The organism is Actinomyces glycerinitolerans, assembly GCF_900098745.1.
GTDB lineage: Bacteria > Actinomycetota > Actinomycetes > Actinomycetales > Actinomycetaceae > Actinomyces > Actinomyces glycerinitolerans.
This window is the reverse complement of record NZ_FQTT01000015.1, coordinates 201805-222557: the sequence shown is the minus strand read 5'-3', so window position 1 is coordinate 222557 and position 20753 is coordinate 201805. Positions and strand designations below refer to the sequence as shown.

General features: G+C 64.2%; 18 protein-coding genes. 5 read left to right on the top strand and 13 right to left on the bottom strand.

Annotation, left to right across the window (positions count from 1 at the left end; all coding sequences use genetic code 11):
- Positions 1 to 329, top strand: a 329-nt coding sequence (locus ACGLYG10_RS16435; RefSeq protein WP_244542704.1) for a histidine kinase, incomplete at its 5' end; no start/stop codon positions are given.
- The gene (locus ACGLYG10_RS16430; protein ID WP_073333773.1) at positions 326 to 994 is read left to right on the top strand and encodes a response regulator transcription factor; all 669 of its coding nucleotides are present in this window, start codon (positions 326 to 328) and stop codon (positions 992 to 994) included. The genes ACGLYG10_RS16435 and ACGLYG10_RS16430, both read left to right, overlap by 4 nt.
- 621 nt (positions 995 to 1615) lie before the next feature.
- Here the strand turns inward: ACGLYG10_RS16430 and ACGLYG10_RS14810 are convergent.
- From ACGLYG10_RS14810 to ACGLYG10_RS14790, 5 genes are all read right to left on the bottom strand, one after another.
- The gene (locus ACGLYG10_RS14810; RefSeq protein WP_073333667.1) at positions 1616 to 3352 is read right to left on the bottom strand and encodes a hypothetical protein; all 1737 of its coding nucleotides are present in this window, start codon (positions 3350 to 3352) and stop codon (positions 1616 to 1618) included.
- 5 nt (positions 3353 to 3357) lie between these two features.
- Positions 3358 to 4059 (bottom strand): ABC transporter ATP-binding protein, encoded by a 702-nt coding sequence (locus ACGLYG10_RS14805; protein ID WP_073333665.1) that lies wholly within the window; start codon positions 4057 to 4059, stop codon positions 3358 to 3360.
- A 771-nt stretch (positions 4060 to 4830) separates the two neighbouring features.
- Complete coding sequence (locus tag ACGLYG10_RS16275) at positions 4831 to 4995, bottom strand: hypothetical protein (RefSeq protein ID WP_170866538.1); 165 nt, start codon at positions 4993 to 4995, stop codon at positions 4831 to 4833.
- A 48-nt stretch (positions 4996 to 5043) separates the two neighbouring features.
- A complete protein-coding gene (locus tag ACGLYG10_RS14795; RefSeq protein ID WP_073333660.1) occupies positions 5044 to 5826 on the bottom strand; it encodes an ABC transporter permease in 783 nt (260 codons plus the stop codon).
- Between the two features lie 2 nt (positions 5827 to 5828).
- Positions 5829 to 6776: an ABC transporter ATP-binding protein gene (locus ACGLYG10_RS14790; RefSeq protein ID WP_073333657.1), complete on the bottom strand. Its 948-nt coding sequence runs from the start codon at positions 6774 to 6776 to the stop codon at positions 5829 to 5831.
- A gap of 380 nt (positions 6777 to 7156) precedes the next feature.
- Here ACGLYG10_RS14790 and ACGLYG10_RS14785 point away from each other — a divergent pair, with 380 nt between their 5' ends.
- Complete coding sequence (locus tag ACGLYG10_RS14785; protein WP_073333655.1) at positions 7157 to 8317, top strand: Gfo/Idh/MocA family protein; 1161 nt, start codon at positions 7157 to 7159, stop codon at positions 8315 to 8317.
- A 98-nt stretch (positions 8318 to 8415) separates the two neighbouring features.
- On the opposite strand, the gene ACGLYG10_RS14780 is transcribed toward ACGLYG10_RS14785, so the two are convergent.
- On the bottom strand, positions 8416 to 10440 hold the full coding sequence (locus tag ACGLYG10_RS14780) for an FAD-binding protein (RefSeq protein ID WP_073333652.1): 2025 nt from the start codon (positions 10438 to 10440) through the stop codon (positions 8416 to 8418).
- A 21-nt stretch (positions 10441 to 10461) separates the two neighbouring features.
- Positions 10462 to 11310: a 3-ketoacyl-ACP reductase gene (locus ACGLYG10_RS14775; protein ID WP_073333649.1), complete on the bottom strand. Its 849-nt coding sequence runs from the start codon at positions 11308 to 11310 to the stop codon at positions 10462 to 10464.
- A gap of 158 nt (positions 11311 to 11468) precedes the next feature.
- Here ACGLYG10_RS14775 and ACGLYG10_RS14770 point away from each other — a divergent pair, with 158 nt between their 5' ends.
- A complete protein-coding gene (locus ACGLYG10_RS14770) occupies positions 11469 to 12368 on the top strand; it encodes a sugar phosphate isomerase/epimerase family protein (protein ID WP_073333648.1) in 900 nt (299 codons plus the stop codon).
- A 75-nt stretch (positions 12369 to 12443) separates the two neighbouring features.
- Here ACGLYG10_RS14770 and ACGLYG10_RS14765 read toward each other — a convergent pair whose 3' ends face one another.
- Entirely contained in the window at positions 12444 to 13046 is a 603-nt protein-coding gene (locus tag ACGLYG10_RS14765) for a ThuA domain-containing protein (protein ID WP_244542703.1), read from the bottom strand.
- A gap of 276 nt (positions 13047 to 13322) precedes the next feature.
- Here ACGLYG10_RS14765 and ACGLYG10_RS14760 point away from each other — a divergent pair, with 276 nt between their 5' ends.
- Positions 13323 to 14330 (top strand): hydroxyacid dehydrogenase, encoded by a 1008-nt coding sequence (locus ACGLYG10_RS14760; RefSeq protein ID WP_073333643.1) that lies wholly within the window; start codon positions 13323 to 13325, stop codon positions 14328 to 14330.
- A 28-nt stretch (positions 14331 to 14358) separates the two neighbouring features.
- Here the strand turns inward: ACGLYG10_RS14760 and ACGLYG10_RS14755 are convergent, their stop codons facing one another.
- From ACGLYG10_RS14755 to ACGLYG10_RS14735, 5 genes are all read right to left on the bottom strand, one after another.
- Positions 14359 to 15129: a hypothetical protein gene (locus ACGLYG10_RS14755; protein ID WP_139241017.1), complete on the bottom strand. Its 771-nt coding sequence runs from the start codon at positions 15127 to 15129 to the stop codon at positions 14359 to 14361.
- A 41-nt stretch (positions 15130 to 15170) separates the two neighbouring features.
- Entirely contained in the window at positions 15171 to 16079 is a 909-nt protein-coding gene (locus ACGLYG10_RS14750; RefSeq protein ID WP_073333638.1) for a carbohydrate ABC transporter permease, read from the bottom strand.
- Positions 16080 to 16082: 3 nt separating this feature from the next.
- Positions 16083 to 17018 carry a carbohydrate ABC transporter permease gene (locus ACGLYG10_RS14745; protein ID WP_073333635.1) on the bottom strand — a complete coding sequence of 312 codons (936 nt, stop codon included), beginning with the start codon at positions 17016 to 17018 and terminating at the stop codon, positions 16083 to 16085.
- A 95-nt stretch (positions 17019 to 17113) separates the two neighbouring features.
- Positions 17114 to 18430 carry an ABC transporter substrate-binding protein gene (locus ACGLYG10_RS14740; protein ID WP_073333633.1) on the bottom strand — a complete coding sequence of 439 codons (1317 nt, stop codon included), beginning with the start codon at positions 18428 to 18430 and terminating at the stop codon, positions 17114 to 17116.
- A 328-nt stretch (positions 18431 to 18758) separates the two neighbouring features.
- Positions 18759 to 20750 carry a DUF2264 domain-containing protein gene (locus ACGLYG10_RS14735; RefSeq protein WP_211483031.1) on the bottom strand — a complete coding sequence of 664 codons (1992 nt, stop codon included), beginning with the start codon at positions 20748 to 20750 and terminating at the stop codon, positions 18759 to 18761.
- Between the last annotated feature and the right edge of the window lie 3 nt (positions 20751 to 20753).

The window sequence follows — 20753 nt, the reverse complement described above, 5'->3', positions numbered from 1 at the left end:
GGGCCCGGGCCGCTCACGCCCAAGCCCTGCGCGAGCAGCGCGCCCTCATCGCCCGCGAACTCCACGACACCCTCGCCCGCGCCAACACCCAAATCGTCCTGCGCGCCCAACAAGCACAAGCCCACCTCCACAACCCCAACCACACCGACCAGATCAACACCGCCCTAGACGACATCATCACCACCGGCCACCAATCAGTCCTCGACCTGCGCACCATGCTGCGCCTCCTGAGACAAGACACCAACACCCCACTAGACCCCGCACCCCCCACACCCGACCTAACCACCACCCTCACCCTCACACCGACCAACGAAAAGGGCAAACCGTGAGCCAAAACACCCAGCCCAGTCCGATCCGCGTTGTCATCGTGGATGACGACGCCATCGTGCTCGACTCGCTATCCATGCTCCTCGGTCGGGAAAACGGTATCGAAATAGTGGCCACCGCCACCAACGGCGCCGAGGCGGTTGATCTTGTCCACGACCACATGGTGGACGTCGTACTCATGGACATCCAGATGCCGGTTCTGGATGGCATTGGAGCAACCTCGCGGATCCTCGCCACCGGCGGTCATACCCGGGTACTCCTATTGACCACCTTCGATGACGATACCTTCCTCGATGGCGGAATCGCCGCCGGCGCTTCGGGCTTCCTTCTCAAGACCACGCCTGCCGCCGAGATCGCGGCGGCGATTCGGACCGTCCACGGGGGCGGTAAGGTCCTCTCGCCCGGACCCACCAGCCGCGTCTTGGACCGCTACGTGCGTGGCCAGCGCCCCAGTACCGGTTCCACCGCGGAACTCGATCTATCGGGGCGAGAGCGGGAAGTGCTTCGGCTTCTGTGTCAGGCACGCACCAACCGCCAGATTGCACGCCAGATGAACGTTGCGGAGACCACCGTCAAAACTCACGTTTCCTCGCTTATGCGCAAGATGGGGGTGGGTAGCCGACTGGAGATCGTCACCGAGGCGTACAAGCGGGGCATCGGCGGCTAGTCGTCCCTCCTCGTTACGTCTCGTCGGGTTCTCTCGAAAGGCGGAATCGAGTGGGGACTCAATGATGAACAGACCACGCAGCTGTGTGGAACAAGATGCGGCTACCCCACCGGATCCACAACCGATAGGAAGTCACCGCACATACGTTCCCTTCGCACCCCTCTGCCATCGCCATGTCCGTATCGCTCCCGGGGCTGGCAAGTCCCGCCACAGCAGCACCTGCCGAACCCCCATCTCCCATCCGTGTCACCGCCTCACCGAGCGAGTCATCACTGCCCATTTCGCCTGCATCATTCACATACCCGAAGTGGGGATGCCGCATCGTTTCATATCGCAACTGACCGGTCCTTTTAATTTTGGATAGTTTGGGGCCTGGGAACGGTTTCCATTCCCAGGCCCGGTGCTCTTGCCTCGAACCCCTCTACCTAAGCGCGTTGTACCGCTGCTGGTTGTCAGGCCAGCAGCGATCAAGAACCTGGATCCCTTCCGCATGGGCGCGGGGGGCGGTCTCGCCGCCTGCTGCTGGAGCCAGCCGTGCGGACAGAGGGGTGGCCCTGGCCGGTGAGGCTGTCGCCGGCCAGGGCCACCCTGAAAGGGTGCGCGGATGGTGCTCCGTCCAGGTCAGTTCCCGACGACTCCTGGGCGCCGTCGCTCGACGACGACAGCCGTGGTGACGAGGACGGCAGCAAGCGCGATGAGCCACATGACGGCCGAGGGGGTGCTCAGGGTCTCGTCGGCGAAGGAGCTGGGACTGACGAGGTTGTCAACCAGAGCGCTGATGGTGTGCCTGCCGACTACTCGCTCCAAGACCGGGCTGCTGCTCTGGAGGAGGGGCTCAGCCAGCAGGAGCCAGCCGGCCACGCCCGCCAGGGCGGGGATCGGCCGGCGGATGAGGACGGCGGCTCCGATGACGCTGAGCTGGGCGAGGACGGCGCCCAGCGGGGCGGCGACCAACATCCGGGTAAGACCGGCAGTGGCCAGGACGGCGCTGACGCTGGTGGCAGTGCTCAGGACCGCAAGACCCGCGGCGATGGACACCAGGGTGACCACCGCCGCCTGGAGGCCGGCGTGGACCGCGCAGGCGGTGATGACGGCGCTTCGACGCGGAAGAGCCGTGTAGACCAGGGCCAGCTCGCGGGTTTGGATGAGACGCAGGTAGGTCCACGAGCCGGTCAGGACGGTCAACGGCAGGCAGAGCATGCCCCACCCGCTGCTGACGGCCACGAACGCGGACTCGGCGTCACTGAGGGCACCGGAGGAGGTCAGGGAGATCTCGAAGATGACCACCACGCCGGCAGTGATGGCGGCGTTCGCGACGGCGGTGAACAGGGTCAGGAGCAGCGTGCGCCGCAACGCTCCGTGGGCGCTCATACTGGCCCAAAGCCAGGCCAGGACATCAGCCAACACACCCCTGCGGGACCTGGCCCCGGTAGTGGGGGCAGGCGCTCCCACCAGGTGAGGGCGAGCGGCGTCGCCGTCGGCCGCCTGACGCGTCGGGGTTGCTGCGGCCGTGGCGGTATGCGCGGAGGCGGTCGTCGTCGGGGTGGCGCTCATGACGGGTGCGGCCTCGGCGGTCAGAGCGACGGTGTGCAGGCCCCAGGGCCGTCCGGCCGGGTCGGCGGTACGCATGAGGAGGAAGGCGGCGGCCGCACAGGTGAGGGCGGCCAGGCCCGCCAGCGGCAGGAAGCCCCAGGTGTCAAAGGCAGGCAGGCCCATCTCGCCCCAGCCGCCGTACAACCACATGACAGCGGCGGAATACGGGGCCAGGGCCGCTCCGACGGACGGAGGCACGAGGTTGCCCACGACGGTGAAGAGGAGCTTCTCGATCACCTGGCTCCAGAGGACCAGTCCCGTCGCCACCCACGGCAGTGACCTCAAGTTGGCCAGGACGGCCACGCCAAAACCGAAGCACACTGCCAGCGGCGGCAGCACCAGCAAGCGAGCGGCCATCGGGGCGGCGGCGGCCAGGGCGGTGGCGGCGTCGGGCCAGCCTCCCAGCGGCATGAAGGCCGCGATGAGGACCAGGGACCCCAGGGCGCTGACCTGGGCGGCGACAAGGGAGGAGACGAGCTTGGCGGCCAGGATCGCGCGCGGACGCGGACGGACCAGGACGACACTGGCCAGCATGCCATCACGCGCGTCACCGGCCAAGACCAGGACGGGCAGGGTGAACCACGCCAGGCGGCAGACGAGCTCGTTGAAGCTCAGTGCCGTGCTCACATAGGAGCCGGCGGAGGAGGAGTACGCCAGGGCGAGGTAGATGTCCAGGAGAGCGCAAGCGACCAGTGCCCCGGCCAGCAGCAGAGCGGGCCACCGATAGACGTAGAGCTTGTAGAGCTCGCTGATGAGCAGTCGCATCGCTATCACCGCTCCTTGGGGGCGAGGTGCTTGAAGAAGGCGTCTTCCAGGCTGCCTTCCGCCTCGAAGTCGCTCAGGCTGCCACTGCCGGTGACGCGTCCGTTGGAGATCATGACGACGCGGTCGGCTACGGCGGAGACCTCGGTCAGGATGTGGGAGGACAACAGGATGCCCCGGCCCTGGTCTCGTAGCTGTCGTAGCAGGTCACGGAACCAGCGGATGCCCTCGGGGTCCAGTCCGTTGAGCGGCTCGTCCAGAACGAGGTAGCGCGGGTCGCCCAGCAGCGCTCCGGCCAGGCCCAGGCGCTGGCGCATGCCCAGGGACAGGCGCGAGACACGTCGTTTGGCGGCGTAGGCCAGGTCGACCTGCTCTAGCAGCAGGGGGATGCGGGAGCGGTCCAGGCCCCCGGCGATGGCCAGCCAGTTCAGGTACTGCGTCACCGTCTGGCCCCCAGCGATCCACTGGGCGTCGAGGATGGAGCCGATGGTGCGCATCGGCTGAGCCATCCTCGCGTAAGGGGTCCCCTCAATAAGAGCCGTGCCCCGAGCCGGGCGCTCCAGGCCCAGCAGGATGCGCAACGTGGTGGACTTTCCCGCGCCGTTGGGCCCCAGGAAACCGACGATCTCGCCGGTGGAGACCTCGAAGGACACGTCGCGCAGCTCGAAGCCCGAATAGGCCTGGCACACGCCAGTCAGGACAATGGACATGGTGATACTCCCATGGTTGAGAACGGTTTGGAGTGCTGGGTGTTTTTTGGACAGTCAGTTGTTGCGTGTTTGTCAGGCCGCTTTCGGGGTGACGGCCGACATTGGGCTTACGGGTCATCCCAGATGTATTCCTCCTCGGTGATCTCGTCGAGGAGGTCGCTCCTGGCGGCGGCGGTGGAGGTGAACCTGGCGTCCATTCGGGTGTTGCTTATCGGGTGTGAGTGGTGCGGATGCTGTGAGCTCCGTACCCGTCGTAGTTGCTGACAGGGATAAGTGTGCTGACCGGCCGTGGTGCTGCCATCGTCAGAACGGCCGAGACTTATGAGACTTAAGGAGGAGATACTCCAGGGCCGACCACCGTCTGGCTGGAATGCTGAGCCCGACCCCGTTCCACCGCACGGTGACAGCGCTGAAGGGGCGTGATGCGGACGGCGCGTCCCGTGCGGATGATCCTCGTCGGTCGGTCAGGGTCACAGGAACTTGGGCAGGAGCGCACAGGGATGGCCCCGGATCTTTGGGCTGGGGGGCGGTTTATGGACTTAGGGGATGGTTCTGGGGCTTGGGAATGGCCATTCCCAAGCCCCAAAACACCGTGGCACGCCAGGCATTGGCCACCACGGGCGCACGCCGCACGCCCGCTACAGAAAGTGCTGCTCTAGCCCTGAGGCCCTCTGCCTACGCGCATCGTGCCGCCGCAAAGGTGGGTGTCGACGAGTTCGATGGTCTCGACCTCCAGGACAAACACCTTCTTCTCCCAGTAGGCAATGCACGCTACTTGGGGCCGAGGGGAGCCTGCTCCTCATCCGTGCACGGCGTAAGCCGGGGCTCCTGTGCGCCCACGGCGCCCAGGACGCACATATTGTGCTCGTCGAGGATCGCGGTCACGCGCCTCATAATCGTGCTCACCTCCAAGGATGAGTCGGTATTCCATTCCATAGCGTCATCCCCTCCCATCGGAATCCATCCATTCAACAGATGACCCACTCAGTTCTTCGCGGCCTCCCAGTGGAAGGTCTTCACTGCCAGGGGGACGGCCACAATCGCCACACCGATGAGAACCGCGAAGTCCAGCGTCGTCTCGTACCTCTGCACGCCTCCGGTGACCCAGAACAACAGGTCCCCGAAGTAGGAGGTGGGGAGGAAGTCGAGGACGCGCTTGGCGGAGTCGGACAGCAGCTCCAGAGGGAGCACCACTCCCGAAGTGAACATGAAGAACAAGCCGGTGAATGTGGCGATATTTGTGGCGGCCTGCCCCGAGCCGACGATCGAACCGATGAAGTAGCCCAGGGCTAGGAACAGCACGGAGGAGGGCAGGGCGATGACAAACGCACGCCATACGGCGACGGTCTCGCTGATGCCGAGGAGGACGCCCAGAACTCCGACCAGAACACTGAGCGCGATCGCAAGGAGCACTCTAACGGCCAGGTGGGTCAGGATGAATTGTCCCCGCGACACCGGGGTGGTGCCCAGAATACGCAGGGTGCCGTACTGCCGGTACTCGGCGATCGGGCCGGCGGTCAGGGTCATGCACGTCCCGGTGAGAAGCATGCACAGCGCGATGGGTACCACAAGCGCTGAGAAGTCGGGTCCCGGTCCTCCCATAGTCGAGTGGAGGATCTTGTCCATGCCCAGGAACACTCCGGCCATGAAGAACGGAAGGAGGATAGCGACGCCGAAGTTCGTCCGATTGCGGGACATCTCCCGCCAGTGGGTGATGGTAAGGGGACGGGCACTGCGGAGCGCACCGCCGTCGGTCGTGGTGCTCATGGTCAGTCTTCCTCGGGTGTCGTAGTAGCGGTGAGTTCGGTGCCGGTGGCGGCCAGGTAGGCGTCGCCCAGCGTGGGCTGATGGATGCCGAGGTCGTAGCATCCGGGGGTCTGGGACAGGAGGACGAGCGCCTCATCGGTTCGCGCCGTCTTGAGAGCGGCGAAGCGGTCCGGGTTGACCGTGAGGTCCCCGAGGGACCGCAGCCGGGAGGCGTTCTCCTCTGACAGGTCCCCTGACAGGCGGAAGACGACTGCCGGTCCTCCGGCGAAGGAGGCGATCAGCTCCTCAGGGGTCCCGGAGCTGACGCACCTGCCGCGGTCCACAATGAACACGGAGTCCGCCAATGCGGTGGCCTCCTCCATGGAGTGTGTGGACAGGACGATCGTCGTGCCGCGGTCCCTCCAGCCGCCGAGGACCGACCACAGTCGTTCCCGTGCCCGCGGGTCCAAGCCGGTGGAGGGCTCGTCAAGAATGAGCAGTTCGGGGTCGGAGACCATCGCCAGGGCGACGTTGAGACGTTGGAGCGTGCCCCCCGATAGCTTGGTCACCTGGCGCTCGACGTACTTCGCCAGCTCGAGGGAGTCGAGGATCTCGTCGGCGGGCCGGGGATGGTCGTAGAAGGAGGACCACAGGTCCAGCAGTTCGCCGACGCGCAGGTATTGGAAGACCTTGGCCTCCTGCGGCTGGATGGCGACGCGGCGACTGAGTTCGTCCCGTGCCTTGCGCGGGTCGAGACCCAGGGTGCGCACGGTGCCCGAGTCGGGGGTGCGCAGGCCGACCGTCATCTCCAGGGAGGTGCTCTTCCCGGCGCCGTTGGGACCCAAGAAGGCGTGGATCTTGTGCTGCTCGGCGGTCAGCGTCATACCCGCGAGGGCGTCTATGGTTCCCCCGGGGGTGTTGTAGATCTTGCGAACATCCCGCAGCTCAAGCGCAGGGCTCTGGGCGGTCATGGTGGGTGTCTCCTTAGGTGGTGGGCGATGTTTCACATGGGCCTGAGATTTCGATCATGGCCACTCCTGTGTGACTAGGACGGAGCCGAACGCGGCACCATCCTCAGGTGTTATCGATGACAGGAAGAAGCATCGCGAACGAGCGGGACACCACGGCACCTACTATTTGGTCGTATCGCCTCCTCCTTTCCGAGGACTTCTTGCTCACAATCATGTACGGAGGGAGGAGTGCCGCCATGCAGGCGGCGGCTGAGTGCGCCACAACCGACCACACCGACCTCTGATTGATCCTGTTCGCTTAGTTCGCTATCGTTCACTTTAGGACAGGATCGTTCAGCAGGTGTCCTGCCCGCAACCGTCACCAGGCAGGAGCGACAACGATGTCTCGAACTCTCACCATCGCCATGAACGGCATCACCGGCCGCATGGGATACCGGCAGCATCTGGTCCGGTCGATCCTGCCGATTCGTGCCGATGGGGGACTGCTCCTCGAAGACGGTTCCCGCCTGCAGGTGGAACCGATTCTCGTCGGTCGCAATGCGAACAAGCTCAAGGAGATCGCCGCCCGTCACGGCCTCAGCCGCTGGACCACCGATCAGGACGCGATCATCTCCGACTCGGACGTCGACATCTACTTCGACGCCCAGACCACTTCGCGCCGTTATGCCGCTCTGACCGCCGCAATCGAGGCGGGCAAGCACATCTACACCGAGAAGCCAACCGCCGAGACCCTTGAGCAGGCGGTCGACCTCGCCCACCGCGCCGCCGACACCGGTCTCACCATTGGCGTGGTACACGACAAGCTCTACCTGCCCGGCCTGATCAAGCTGCGGCGCCTGGTGGATGAGGGATTCTTCGGCCGCATCCTGTCTCTGCGCGGAGAATTCGGCTACTGGGTGTTCGAGGGCGACGTCCGTCCCAGTCAGCGTCCCTCCTGGAACTACCGCAAGCAGGACGGCGGCGGAATGATGGTGGACATGTTCTGCCACTGGAACTACGTCCTGGAGGGCATCCTCGGCTCCGTTAAAAGCGTCTACTCCCAGGCGGCGACTCACATCCCCACCCGCTGGGACGAGAACAGCCAGGCATATCCGGCCACCGCCGACGACGCCGCCTACGCGATCTTCGAGGTCGAGGCACCTACCGGCGAGACCGTGATCGCCCAGCTCAACTCCTCCTGGGCCGTGCGCGTGCACCGTCGGGAGCTGGTGGAGTTCCAGGTGGATGGAACCCACGGCTCGGCCGTCGCCGGGCTGTTCCACTGCGAGTCCCAGCAGCGGGCCAACACGCCGCGCGCGAGCTGGGATCCCGACGTCCCCACCGACATCGACTTCCTGAGCCAGTGGGCCGAGGTTCCCGACGACGGCGCTCCGGCGAACGGATTCCGCGCCCAATGGGAGGAGTTCCTGCGGGACGTCGCCGCCGGCAGGCCGCACCGCTACGGGCTCGCCTCGGCGGCACGCGGAGTACAGCTGGCGGCCCTGGGGCAGGAGTCGACCGACACCGGCCGCAAGCTATCGGTCCCGCAGCTCGTCTTCTGAATCGGCCGCCCGGACGCCCCGGCTGCATGGCGACGCCCTGCTGGCGCGCCGCCCCATCGCCGCCGTGTCGGCCTCCGCCGCTGCGGACCGTCGGCCGATCAGCGCACCCCGCCGTCCTCGCGGAAGTCGCGCCAGACGTTCTCGAAGAAATCGCCGCCCGTGTCCGGAAGCGGACGGCGCGGACGCCAGTTGGTTTCCACCGCCGGGACGCCGTCGGCACCGCAGCGCAGCGCGACCTCCTGCACCTGCGCGTCCAGCGCCCCGTCGTCGGGCATGAAGCGCATCGAATCCGGCAGTCCCTCCTCCGGCAGCAGGCCGGCGGCATCGGTGTAGAGCACCGAGCCGCGCGAGTGCCCACCGCGCCGCAAGTAGTCCGCCATGGCCGAGAGGTAGACGAACTGGCTGGTCAGAATGTCCCGCAGCAGGAAAAGCCGCTCCACGCTGCGGCGGGAGGCCGTATCCACCACCGTCCGGTCGGAGAGGCCGACCAGCATCTCGCGCACTTGTCCCAGGGCCCCGCTCACACCCTGTGCCGAGCGGACCAGACCGGCATGTTCGCTCATGAGCACCTGGGCGCGCGTGAGCAGCTCACCGGTGTTGTCGGGCGCTCCGGCCGCCACCCGCGCCCCGGCGTCGGCCAGCAGCCCGCGCGCATGCTCCACGGCCGGGGCTGAAATCGCAGCGAAGGCCGTCATATCCAAGGGCTCACCTCGACGGCGGGCGGCGATCCACTGGGCGGCGCGCGTGGCTCCTACCTGGGTGGAGTTCAGTGCCGCCCCGCCGGGTCGGTACACGCCGTGCGCGCCAGCCGCCTCGCCGACGGGGAAGAATCCGTCCAGCACCGTCGACTGCCACCAGCAGTCGACGGCGAGGCCGCCGTTGTTGTGCTGCACGCACACGTCGATCTCCAGGCGATCCCGCGCCAAATCGATGGCCGGATTCTTCTCCCGGTACAGCTCGTAGGCGGGGCGGTTCATGGCGATCAGCCGCTGGACCGGGGTGCCGAACAGGGCGCCCGCACTACCCAGGTATTCGCGCGCCTCCGGATCCAGCGCATCGGGGTCGAGCCGGAGGCCGCCGGGATTGCGGGTGAAATCGAGGAATACGCGGCGTCCCCGCTCCGCGGTCTCGCGGTACACAAGCAGATCGATGAGCGAGGAACCACCGCGGGCCTTGCGGATGTCGAAGGGCCACTGGTAGCCCTTGAGGAAGGTCAGTGACAACAGACGGCCGTAGTCGGGGATCGCCTCGGGGAGGAACTCGCGCGCATCACCGCCGTCGAGGTCGGTCGATATGAATGTGGGCAGTACCTGCATGTAGCTGCCGGAGACGTTCCAACGCGGCGCGATCGAGGCCAGGCCGTACTGCCACTCGGTGAGGTTCCTGCCGGCGGCACCGGAGCGGAAGGCGGCACCCGCAGCACCCCACTGTCCGTGCGGAAAGACGCTGCGCGCGTACATGCCGGCCGGGCCACCGGTGGCATAGACGATTGAGCGGGCGCGCACCAGCAGGAAGCGGGAGGCGCCCGCGGATGCCTCCGCCTGCGTGACTCGGCGGCGCAGGCACAGCAGTCCGACCGCCTGGCCGTCCGAGACGAGCACGTCGATCACGCGCAGATTCTCGACGACGCGCGTACCGTCGCGACCGACCTTGGCCTCCAGACGCTCGACCATGGTCCGCGAGGTGTACGGGCCCACACTGGTGGCGCGCTGGCGCGGGTCGTGGTCGGTCTTGTAGCCGACGAACTCGCCGTAGCGGTTGCGCGGGAACGCGACGCCCAGATCGACCAGGTGCAAAAAAGCCTGGGAGGAGAGGGCGGCCTCCACCAGCGCATGGTCGCCGTCCATGGCGCCGCCGTCGAAGAGGGTCTGCGCCATCTCGGCAACCGAGTCACCGGCCCCGCCGCCCAAGGTGAGCTTGTAGTAGGTCTGCTTGTCGGAGCCGGCATTGCGGGAGGAGCCGGTGACGATCCGATCAGAGATGATCAGCACGTCCTCCTGCCCGTACTGCACCAGCCGGTCCGCGGCGCAGTAACCGGCGGCCCCGGTGCCGACGACGACCGTATTCGCGGACAGGACGGGCACGTCGACGCCGTCGATGCGGATGGATGATTGAACGGGCATGGTCGCTTCCTAATTGACAACTCACAAGCGCGGGATGTGCATGCCGCCATCGACGTGGATGACGTCGCCGGTGGAATATGGGGCGCTGCCGGATGCGAGCATGGCGACGGTGCGGCCGACGTCGTCGGGACGGCCCCAGCGGGGCATTGGCGCGATACCCGCGGCGAAGAGGGCGTCATAGCGGTCTTTGACGCCGGCGGTCATGTCGGTGGCGATCACGCCGGGACGCACCTCGTAAACAACGATGCCCTCACCGGCGAGACGGGCCGCATACAGAAGGGTGGCCATGTGGACGCCGGCCTTGGATACGCAGTATTCGCCGCGGTTGGTCGAAACCGTATCCGCCGAGATGGACGAGACATTGATGATGGTGGCGGCCGGGCGATCCAGCGCGGGCAGTCCATTGGACAGGTCGATGCCGGCAGACGAGAGGTCTCGGTCGCGCTGTGCGATCATCTCGCGGGCTACCACCTGGGTGAGGAAGTACGGTCCGCGCAGGTTGACGCCCAGGACGCGGTCGAAGGAGGCGGGATCGGCCTGGAGCAGGTCTGCACGCACCTTCGGGGCCACGCCCGCGTTGTTGACCAGCAAGTCGATGCGGCCGAAGGCCTCGAGCGTGGCGGCGAGGTAGCGAGGACCGACGTCGAGGTCGTCGATGCTGCCACGGGTGTAGGCGACTTGACCGGAGCCGTCCGGAAGCGAACGCAACTCCTGCAGAGTTTCGGCGGGCTCCGGGCGTGTGGCCAGAAGCGAGACCGCATAGCCGTGGCGCAGCAGCTCCTCGGTAATGCCTCGACCGATGCCGCGGTTGCCGCCGGTCACCATGGCGACGGGGGTCTGGGGCCGGGGGTAGGCGACGGCATCCTGCATGGGATCTCCTGTGATCGTGCGGATCTTATGAACGCGCAGGCGGTGTAGACCGGTTCCGAGGCACGTTTGGACCTGAGTCCGGAGCAGCCGCCCATATGTTCTAAGAGTTACTATACTGATCGTTAACGATCCTTCCAAGGGGAGATGAGGTTATCGACGTGGCAACTTCAAACAACTTCGATCTTTCCCGGTGCTCCCTCAACACCGCCACCATCAAGCACGCAACCCTCGAGGAGGCTGCGATGGCCGCAGCGGCGGCGGGTTACGGAGCCGTCGGGCTATGGCGGGATCGGGTGCAGGAGGTCGGTGCCGAGAAGGCGGGCCGCATTGTGCGTGCGGCCGGGCTTGAAGTCTCCTCGTTGTGCCGCGGAGGCTTCTTCACCGCGCTCGACGCCGGGCGTGCACGGGTCGCCGTCGACGACAACCGCCGTGCCGTCGATGAGGCCGCCGCGGTTGGCGCCGGGGAGCTCATCCTGGTGGTCGGTGGACTGCCCGCCAACCCGGAGCCGGGCATGGGTGCCTCCCCCGACGCCGGGCGGCCGGAGCGTGATCTCGGCGCCGCTCGGGAGCGCGTCAGCCTGCGCCTCGCCGAGCTCGTCCCCTATGCCCGGGAGGGCGGCGTGCGCCTGGTGTTGGAACCAATGCATCCGCTCTTCTGCGCCGATCGCGGTGTCGTCTCCACGCTCGGGCAGGCGCTGGACATTGCGGCCCCCTTCGCCGCCACGGAGGTGGGCGTGGTCGTGGACACCTACCATGTGTGGTGGGATCCGCAACTCGCCGCGTCGATCGCGCGCGCAGGCGCCGAGGGCCGGCTGGCCGCGTTCCAGGTGTGCGACTGGGTGCTCCCCCTGAAACAGGACACCCTCAACTCCCGGGGCTATGTGGGCGACGGCTACATCGACTTCGCGACCATCACCGGCTGGGTCCGCGACGCCGGCTACACCGGCGCGGTCGAGACGGAGATCTTCAATACCGACATTTGGGCACGTCCCTTCACCGAGGTAGTCGAACACGTAGCCGCCGACTATGCGAAGTACGTGCTGCCGTACCTCGATTGAAGCGGACCCGTATGATCAGCCGCCCACAAACCACGCCATCAAACCGGAATCGTCTGTTCCACGCCCGTTGTGCGATCACTCCTCAAGCAGCCAGCTGATCTCGCGACACATGAGCTCGCGACGATCCGGGTTCAGCATGGATCGCAAGTCATGACCAAGCGAGTCGTAGACGACGCGCATGCCACCCACCGTGTTCACCCATGCGGCCGGTTGGTCTGCCCCGGCCTCGTGCTGCGTTAATATCACTGTTGAGTCGGGCTCCACGTCAAGCAGCGTATAACGCTCATCGTGGACGTGAAGCTCACCAAGCCCGTCAACGATTGGGTGAGAACCCGCCACCGGCGACCAGACACCCTCCGAGTTCTCCGGGTGGTAGGTAGTGCCGCGGATCCACCGTCCGCCGACGACGTAGCGCCAGCGTGGGTTATCCAGAAATGCATTGATACCCTGGTGATGGACGAAGAGCGGACCGCCCGAGCTCGCGTAGGCATTCATGGCCGCATGTACCGGGGCCCATGACTCGTCATCACCATCGAAGTCCGGATCTATCCGACCGGTGCCGCCGTTGACGACCAACAAATCGAAGGCGTCCAGGTCGGAGAACGAATCGCGAAACGTCGACCGAACCTCTGTACGCAAACCCAACTCACCCAACAACACAGCGATCTCATGGCTCATCGCCGCATGATCGTGCCAGGGGTCTTCGTAGCGACCGCGCCCTGCGAGAACGAGCGCCCTGCGCCCACGCAGCACACTTCCGGCCGACGTGTTCCGCACCATGATCTGTTCAAGCTCCTCCGGTGGCGTCCAGCGCCACCCATTCTAGTACGATCGAATTTAAACACAAGCGTACTTAATGGCTCAGAGGCGTCCGTTTCCGGACTATGCTTTAAACAGTGGTCGCCTACCAGCAGCTACGGACTTGAGTACTTCAACACCGCCGGAGGGTTCCCCGTGACAACGCCCAACATCGTGTTATCCGTCGTGGATGAGCACCGCACCAACTTCTTCAATCCGGAGGCCATCGCACGCCTACATTCGCTCGGTAGCCTGAACCTCGATCCCGATCCACGGAATCATGCCACGCCGGAGTCACGTACCACGCTCGCCGACGCAGAAGTTCTCATCACCGGTTGGGAGACCGGAAGGCTAGACGAGCTGCTGCACACCATGCCGGCGCTGAAGCTGCTGGTCCACTCAGGCGGGTCCGTGCGTGACGTCGTCGGGCCGCAACTTTTCGAGCGCGGCGTACGTATGTCGTCGCAGACTCAGCTGAACGCCGAACCGGTCGCAGAGTACACGCTCGCCATGATCATATTGGCGGCCAAGGACATCTTTGCCAGTCGCCGAGCTTATTTGGAGCTTCGGGACAAGCCGGAGGACTTTTGGGACGCGTTCCCCACCATCGGCCTGTATGGCTCCACTGTCGGACTCATTGGCCTATCCCGCATCTCACGGCTTGTTATCAAGTACCTTCGCCCGTTCCACTGCACCATCAAAGTCCAGTCCGGCCACCTGAGTCCCGCCGAAGCCGCATCTCTCGGAGTTGAATGCACAAGTCTGGATGACCTACTGCGAACCAGCGACGTCATCTCGCTTCACTCCGCCTCGACGCCGCGCACCTACCACATGCTCGGAGCCGAACAGTTCGCGACGATCAAGGACGGGGCCACGTTCATCAACACGGCACGCGGCGCCATCTGCGACCAGGAGGCACTAATTACGGAACTCCAGAAGGACCGCATCCGCGCCATAATCGACGTAACCGATCCAGAGGTGAACGCCCCGGACTCACCGCTGTGGACACTACCGAACGTATTTCTCACACCGCATGCCGCGGGGTCCATGGGCAGGGAACTGTACAGGCTCGGTGATGGTGCCGTCGATGACGTCGCCAACTACCTCAATGGAGCTCCTATAGCCGGCGAATTCACCGCCGCGCAGTACTCCACCAGAGCCTGAGTACAACCGTCACACGCCAGCGTCTGTATCAACGGCCGTAGCAAAGACGGCCGACCGCTGGCGAGCGCACTGCGTCGGCTGCCTCAGGGGTGATCGACGGCAAAACCATCCAGCGGGCATTCGCCCACAGCAGGTGGAGCAGAAATCCGTTACCCACCGCCGCCATCAGGAACGGCTGTGCAACCAATCCGAAGAAGATGCCCAGCATCACCAGCAAGTTCAACAGCGAAAAGTACCAACGCCTTACGACGAGCGTCAGCGCAAGACGCAGCACGGCCGCAGTACGCACACCGGGGCGCTCCGTGACGACCACAATCGCGACGGGCCATGCCAAAAGAACCAGCAAAACCGTCGTGGCGAGCGCCGGCGCGACGTATGCACCCGCCCCAGTGCCCGCCAGCCAAACAATGTCGACGCAAAGAACCAGCGCGGCACCGGCAAATGGCGCCGCCGCCAGCAGGGCCCGCCACCACAGCCCGCGTAACGCCCGCACGCATGGCCTTACCATCGCGTAGTCCTCGTCAAGACGCCAGTAAGAGTCCGCCGCGGAGTCCATCGCTGAACCTGCAGGTGCCTGACGACGCAGTAGCGAACGCCCGAACGCGGGAGAATCTCGGAACGCCGCAAACGCGACCGCCAGACCAGGCGACGTCAGCCATAGAACGGCTATAAGAGTCGGAAAACTACGCCACGGAGCGACCACTCCCAGGCACAGTGCGATCAGCGGCGCCATCAGCACCACTAGGACCACATTCAGCCGCAGCGTGCCGAATAGGAAGTCCCCGATGTCGCGCCACACGTTCGTCGACTCCTCCCCGGAGCCAAGACGCGCCCGCATGCTCATCCCTTCATGCCCGTCGTCGCTATGCCTTGCACAAAGTACCGCTGACCGAACACGAACACGATGGCAATCGGCAGAACCGAGAGCACCGAGCCTGTCATGATGGCCGCGTAATCCGCGTTGTACTGACCGATGAACGTCTTCAGCCCCAGCTGGATCGTCCACAAGTCTGGACTGCGCAAGTAGATCAGCGGGCCCATATAGTCGTTCCACGTGTTGGTGAAGGTGATGATCGCGAGTGAGGCAATCGAAGGTACGGACAGCGGCAGCATTATCTTGTAATAGATCTTGTATTCACTCAGGCCGTCGATGCGAGCCGCTTCGCTCAACTCCTCCGGAATGGAGTCGTAGAACTGCTTCATGAGGAACACGCCGAAGGCCCCGAACGCCTGCAGCAGAATGATGGACAGCCTCGTGTCACTCAATCCTACAGAGGACAGCATCTTGAACTGCGGGATCATGTACGCTTGCCAGGGTACCGAAATGGTTCCGATGTACACGATGAATAGGAAGTCCCTCCCGGGGAACCGTATTCGGGAGAATCCGTATGCAGCGAAGGAGCCCGTGAACACCTGAAGGAACGTGACAACGACCGCGAGCAATACCGTGTTTCCCAACCAGGTTGTCATATCCGACTTCGCCCAGATATCGACATAGTTGTGCCACTGCCATTCTTCCGGGAACCAGGTGATCGGGCTTGTGAAGATCTCGTTGTTCTTCTTGAAGGAGGACAACAGCATCCACACGAAGGGCAGTAGCACGAAGGCCGACAATGCAAGCAGGAAAACGTATTGAATACATCTTCCCGCGAAGTGCCTCGCCGAACGTTGAGAACTGCGCGACTTCGCCCTGACCGGAGGGGCTCCGCGTTCCGGTACTCCTGCGCGAACCGTCTGCTCGGTTGACATGACTCAGGCCTCCTGCCGACGGTTGTGAACGAACTGTATTACTGTAACCAGCAGACAGATGAGGAACAGCACGAGCGAAATTGCGGACGCGTACCCGAAGTCGTTGCGTTCGAAGCCCATCCGGTAGATGTATTGCGAAAGGACCAGCGTACTAGTCCCAGGCCCACCGTTCGTCATCACAAGAATCAGGTCCAATACCTTGAACGAACCGATTGTCAGCATGACTGTCACGAAGAATGTCGTCGGCCTAAGGCAGGGCAGCGTCACGTTTGTGAACCGCTGCCACGCATTCGCGCCGTCCACGCGTGCCGCCTCATAGAGTTCTTGGGGCACCGCCTGTAAGCCCGCCAGAAACAACAACATGTAGTAACCCATTTCGCGCCACGTTCCAACGATTATAACCGCCGGCATCGCCCATACGGCGGATGACGTCCATCCTGGCGCATCGCTTATGCCGATGAAATTCAGGAACTGGTTTATCGGACCGTTCTCCGGCGCGAGGAGCATGTTCCACACCTGCGCCACCGCGACAATGGACGTGAAGTAGGGAAAGAACGCGGCCGAGCGGAAGAAGGCCAGCCCCCGGAGCTTCTGGTTGAGCAACATGGCAAGCCCTAGCGACAGCGCCAAGGTGAGCGGAATATGCACGACGGCGTAATACAGCGTGTTCCAGAAGGCCGTCCAGAACGTCGGATCGTTCACAAGTCTTACAAAGTTGTCCAGACCGGTGAACTCAGGACTGCCGAACGCACTCCACTTGGTGAACGCGATGTAGAACAACGCGATCACAGGTATGAGGGTCAACAAGCCGAATCCTAGAAAATTCGGTAGTATGAACGACCAGCCTGCGATCGTGTTGCGTCGGCGTAGCGCCTTGGACGATACGCTGCTTTGCCGGCGGGATGTCGATGGTCGATTCGTAGCTGCGGCACCATTCATTTGCATCTCCTTCCGCCGAGCCATCAAGACTTGCAGAGCGGATCGTCGGCACGACGGTCTGGAGGAGACCCCCACACCGACGACCCCGACTCGGCTCAGGCGGTCAATCCCTGCCCCTTTATGTCCTCACCGGCCTTTGAAAGCGCCTCATCTACTGGGGTGGTCGCGGTCATGATCTCCGAGTGGGTATCGTTGAGAATTGTCTGTATGTCGTTGACAGTCTCAGACACAGGGTTCTCCGGGCGGGTGTCGTGCGTGGAGAATGCGAGCTTCGAGAGGTCGTCCTGCGGCATCCCATCGAGGTCGAAGAATGTCGATTCGATTGTCTCGGAGAAGTATGCCGGCGTAATACCGATGGCGGCCATCGCCCGCGCCCCCTCTTCGCCGGTCGCGAAGGCGACGAAGGCCTTAGCCGCAGACGCCTTGTCCCCCTCAAGCGCGGCGTTGACCGCCAACGAGGTGGGATCACCGAACGTAATCGGGGCATCCTCATGCCCGCTTTCGTACTGAGGAATCGGCGCCAGCCCCCACTCGAACTCGTCTGCATCACCCGTAGACTGCTGCTCGAGCAGAGTTGCGATGAACCATGAGCCCATGGGCATCATCGCGGCTTTCTGGGTACCGAACTGCGCCTGGTATGTCAGCGACTGAGCCTGTGCGGTGGCAAAGGTCTCAACGTCCCCCGAGTCCTGCATCTCCAGCGCCGTCTCATAGAACGGCTTGAGGTAGCTGTAGTCGCCCGATGTCAGATCAGCGTCCGGGTATTGCGCAAGAGCGAAACCTTGCACCACCGACTGCCAGGTGTGGTGGTACGCGCCCTTCATCTCCCCAGCCGCAGTGATCTTGGAAGCCGCCTGCTTGTAGTCCTCCCAGGTCCACGACCCGTCGGGTTCTTCAACGCCGGCCTGCGCGAACGCGTCCTTGTTATAGAACAGGAGCCACGAGTCCTGCCGGTACGGCAAGGCGAAGTACTTTGAGTCGTATTCAAGGTATGTCAGGTCAATGGCTTCGTCTCCGTCGAATCCGGCCGCCATGTCGGACAAGTCCATCAGCTGCCCGTTAGACATGTAGTAGTAATAGCGCAGCAGGTTCTTGATCGGGAATACGTCGGGCGCAGACCCCGCCGACAAGTCTGTAGTGAGCTGGGTGTCGTAGTCTTGCGCCGAGTACTCCTTCACCGTAATGGTTATGTTCGGGTTCGCTGCCGTGAACGCGTCCGCCAACGCCTGGAACTCCGGTGTCGTGTCTAGGCTCCACCCCGCAAAGGTGAGCTCCACTTCAGCGTCGGTCCCGACGGTCGCTTGACTTCCGGAGGAACCATTGGACTTCGAGCTCCCACAGGCGGCTAACGTCGCCAATATGGCCGCGGAGCCGACTCCGAGAGCCGTGCGTCGTGTGATGAGATGGGACATCGGATTCTCCTTATGTATGAACGGCGCCGTGTTGGACGGCAGTAAGGACCCGGACAGTTCTCGCGCACCTCAGCGACCGGACGCGACCGGACGTCCCACGGCCGACCGCGTCCGCGACGCTGTTCGAACGGCGCATGTGCGGCCACTTCGGAACACACGGATGCGCGGGTCCACACCTGACCAATGAGCCCGACGGCGGTCGATTCTCAGCGTCATTGCCCATGTCTTCCTCGTTGAAGGTACGCCACCGACCGGTGACATGAGTAAGTCAAGCCGATCGCGGTTGTTCTGTCAAGACCTTTCCTGCTCAGTCATGATCGATAATGCATCATCCGGCCGTGAGCTGGGGCACAACGACGGGACACCGCGTGACCACCTTCCCCAGACTCGGCCACGTCACAACGGCCACCAAGTCCTCGCCGTCCTCTACCAGGGAGTCGACCACGGGAACTCGTCCGGCGTCCGCCGCGGCCTCTCCCGCAAGGCAGATGGCAAATGCGCGCCATGTACCGGGCACAACGGCAGCGGATATGACAGGCACGGTCGTCACTCCGGGCAGCGGAGAAGCGTCGGTACGCTCGTAGATCATCGGATCGCAGGCAATGCCGTCTGCTGCCACCACCCGGCAGCTCAGTCCCGACAGACTGACGGAGGCCTCACGCGCACTGGCACGGCTCTCGGGACCGTCACCTGTGAGCGCCCAACCCCCCACCCGCATTGCGACTACCCGCTCGGACGGCCGATCTACACGAACCAAACGTAGTTCCCACTCGGCGTGCACGAGTGACACGACAGTCATCATCCCGGCGTAGGTCATACGCCCTACGGCACCGGAGCCGTGTCCCTGCTGATGCGAATCTGGTTTCACCCAGTGGCTTTGCGCGCGAGATGCCGCGTATCCGACGCCGTCAGTGACGCCGATGGCGAGGCGCACCATCCCGGCACGATGGCTCGCGTCCCCCGATGCATCGAGAAGCGCCGCCGACATCTCCAATGGATTCGTTTCCGCCTCCACATCCAGACAGGGAGTTGTCACAGTGGAGTAGCCGATCCGGGCATATAGCGGGGAATCCGCAACCGAGTCGCCCTCACGGGCGTGATCCGTACCGTGGTTGATGACACGAACGATGCCATCGTTACTCGTTGCAGAGACGATCCACCCCGGCGCATCGACAGCGCGCAGCACGTTCCCGACCTCCACAGGCAATGGACACTCTTGTGAGGTCCACACCGGATGATCCCCTGGCAGGGCGAGACCGAGGGCCCCTTTGGACGCCCAATATGGAGAGCCGGCCCCGGAGTACGATTGGCGCATCGGCTCCCAGGGGGCGAACCAGCCGAGCGTCAACAGACCCTGCTCATCTGGCACGCCGTGTCGGCGGAAGTAGTCAACGATCGCACTCGCGCCGTGTCGTAGGAGCCCCATCTCTAGGTTCTCGACGCCGGCAATGGCGCCCACCCACAGCGGCGCCGCAGCGGCGAAGCGATAGATAAGGCTGCGTCCCTGGAACAAGGGCGCGCCGTCGCCGCCGATGAGTGTGACGAAGTCTTCCAAGTAGCGTTCGAGCCGTTTCACGTCGGTCTGTCCTCGTTCCGCAGCAAAGTCGGACGCACCCGACATCCGTGCCCACAGGATCGGGTACAAGTGCATGGCCCAGCCGACGTAGTAGTCAAAACTGCGCTCGGGCCCATCGGAGAACCAACCGTGCCCTCGGTAGTAGGAGTCGTGCTCAGCGAGATCCGCACGAATGTCCGTTTCCGACCACGGCCCGCCGACCGATCGCAAGAAGGTTTCGACGATCACCCGGAACCACAGCCAGTTGCATCGCGGATAGCTGTCATCTCCCACTGCCGGAGCCAGCCAGGCGATTACGTTCCGCTTCTCGGTCGGCGCCAACCGCTCCCAAATGAGCGGGCGGGTCATGTCTAGTATGAGCGCGATCGATGCGGCCTCAACCTTGGCCTGCGCACAATCAGACAATGTGGGCCAAGCTTCCTGCCCACCCGGAGTCGTCCCAGACACCAGGCCGACCCGATACCAGTCCGCCATGGCGTACGGGTCCTGGACATCGACATCTGTGGCTCGGCTCGCCCCGGCCAGGCGAAACCCTGCCAGCAGGAACGTACGTGCGAATCCTTCCAGGCCGTCCGAGTCTGAACCGTATGAGCTTGTTGGGCCGGGGAGCTCGAGGCGGGCGTGCCCGGGGGTGAAGTAGGGCCGCACGGCGAGCAGCAGCGCATCGGCCCATCGTTCCCACTGTCCTCGCGTCATGTCAGCAACATTGCCGTTGCTCGTCGTCGCGCCCATGATCGCCTCCATGCG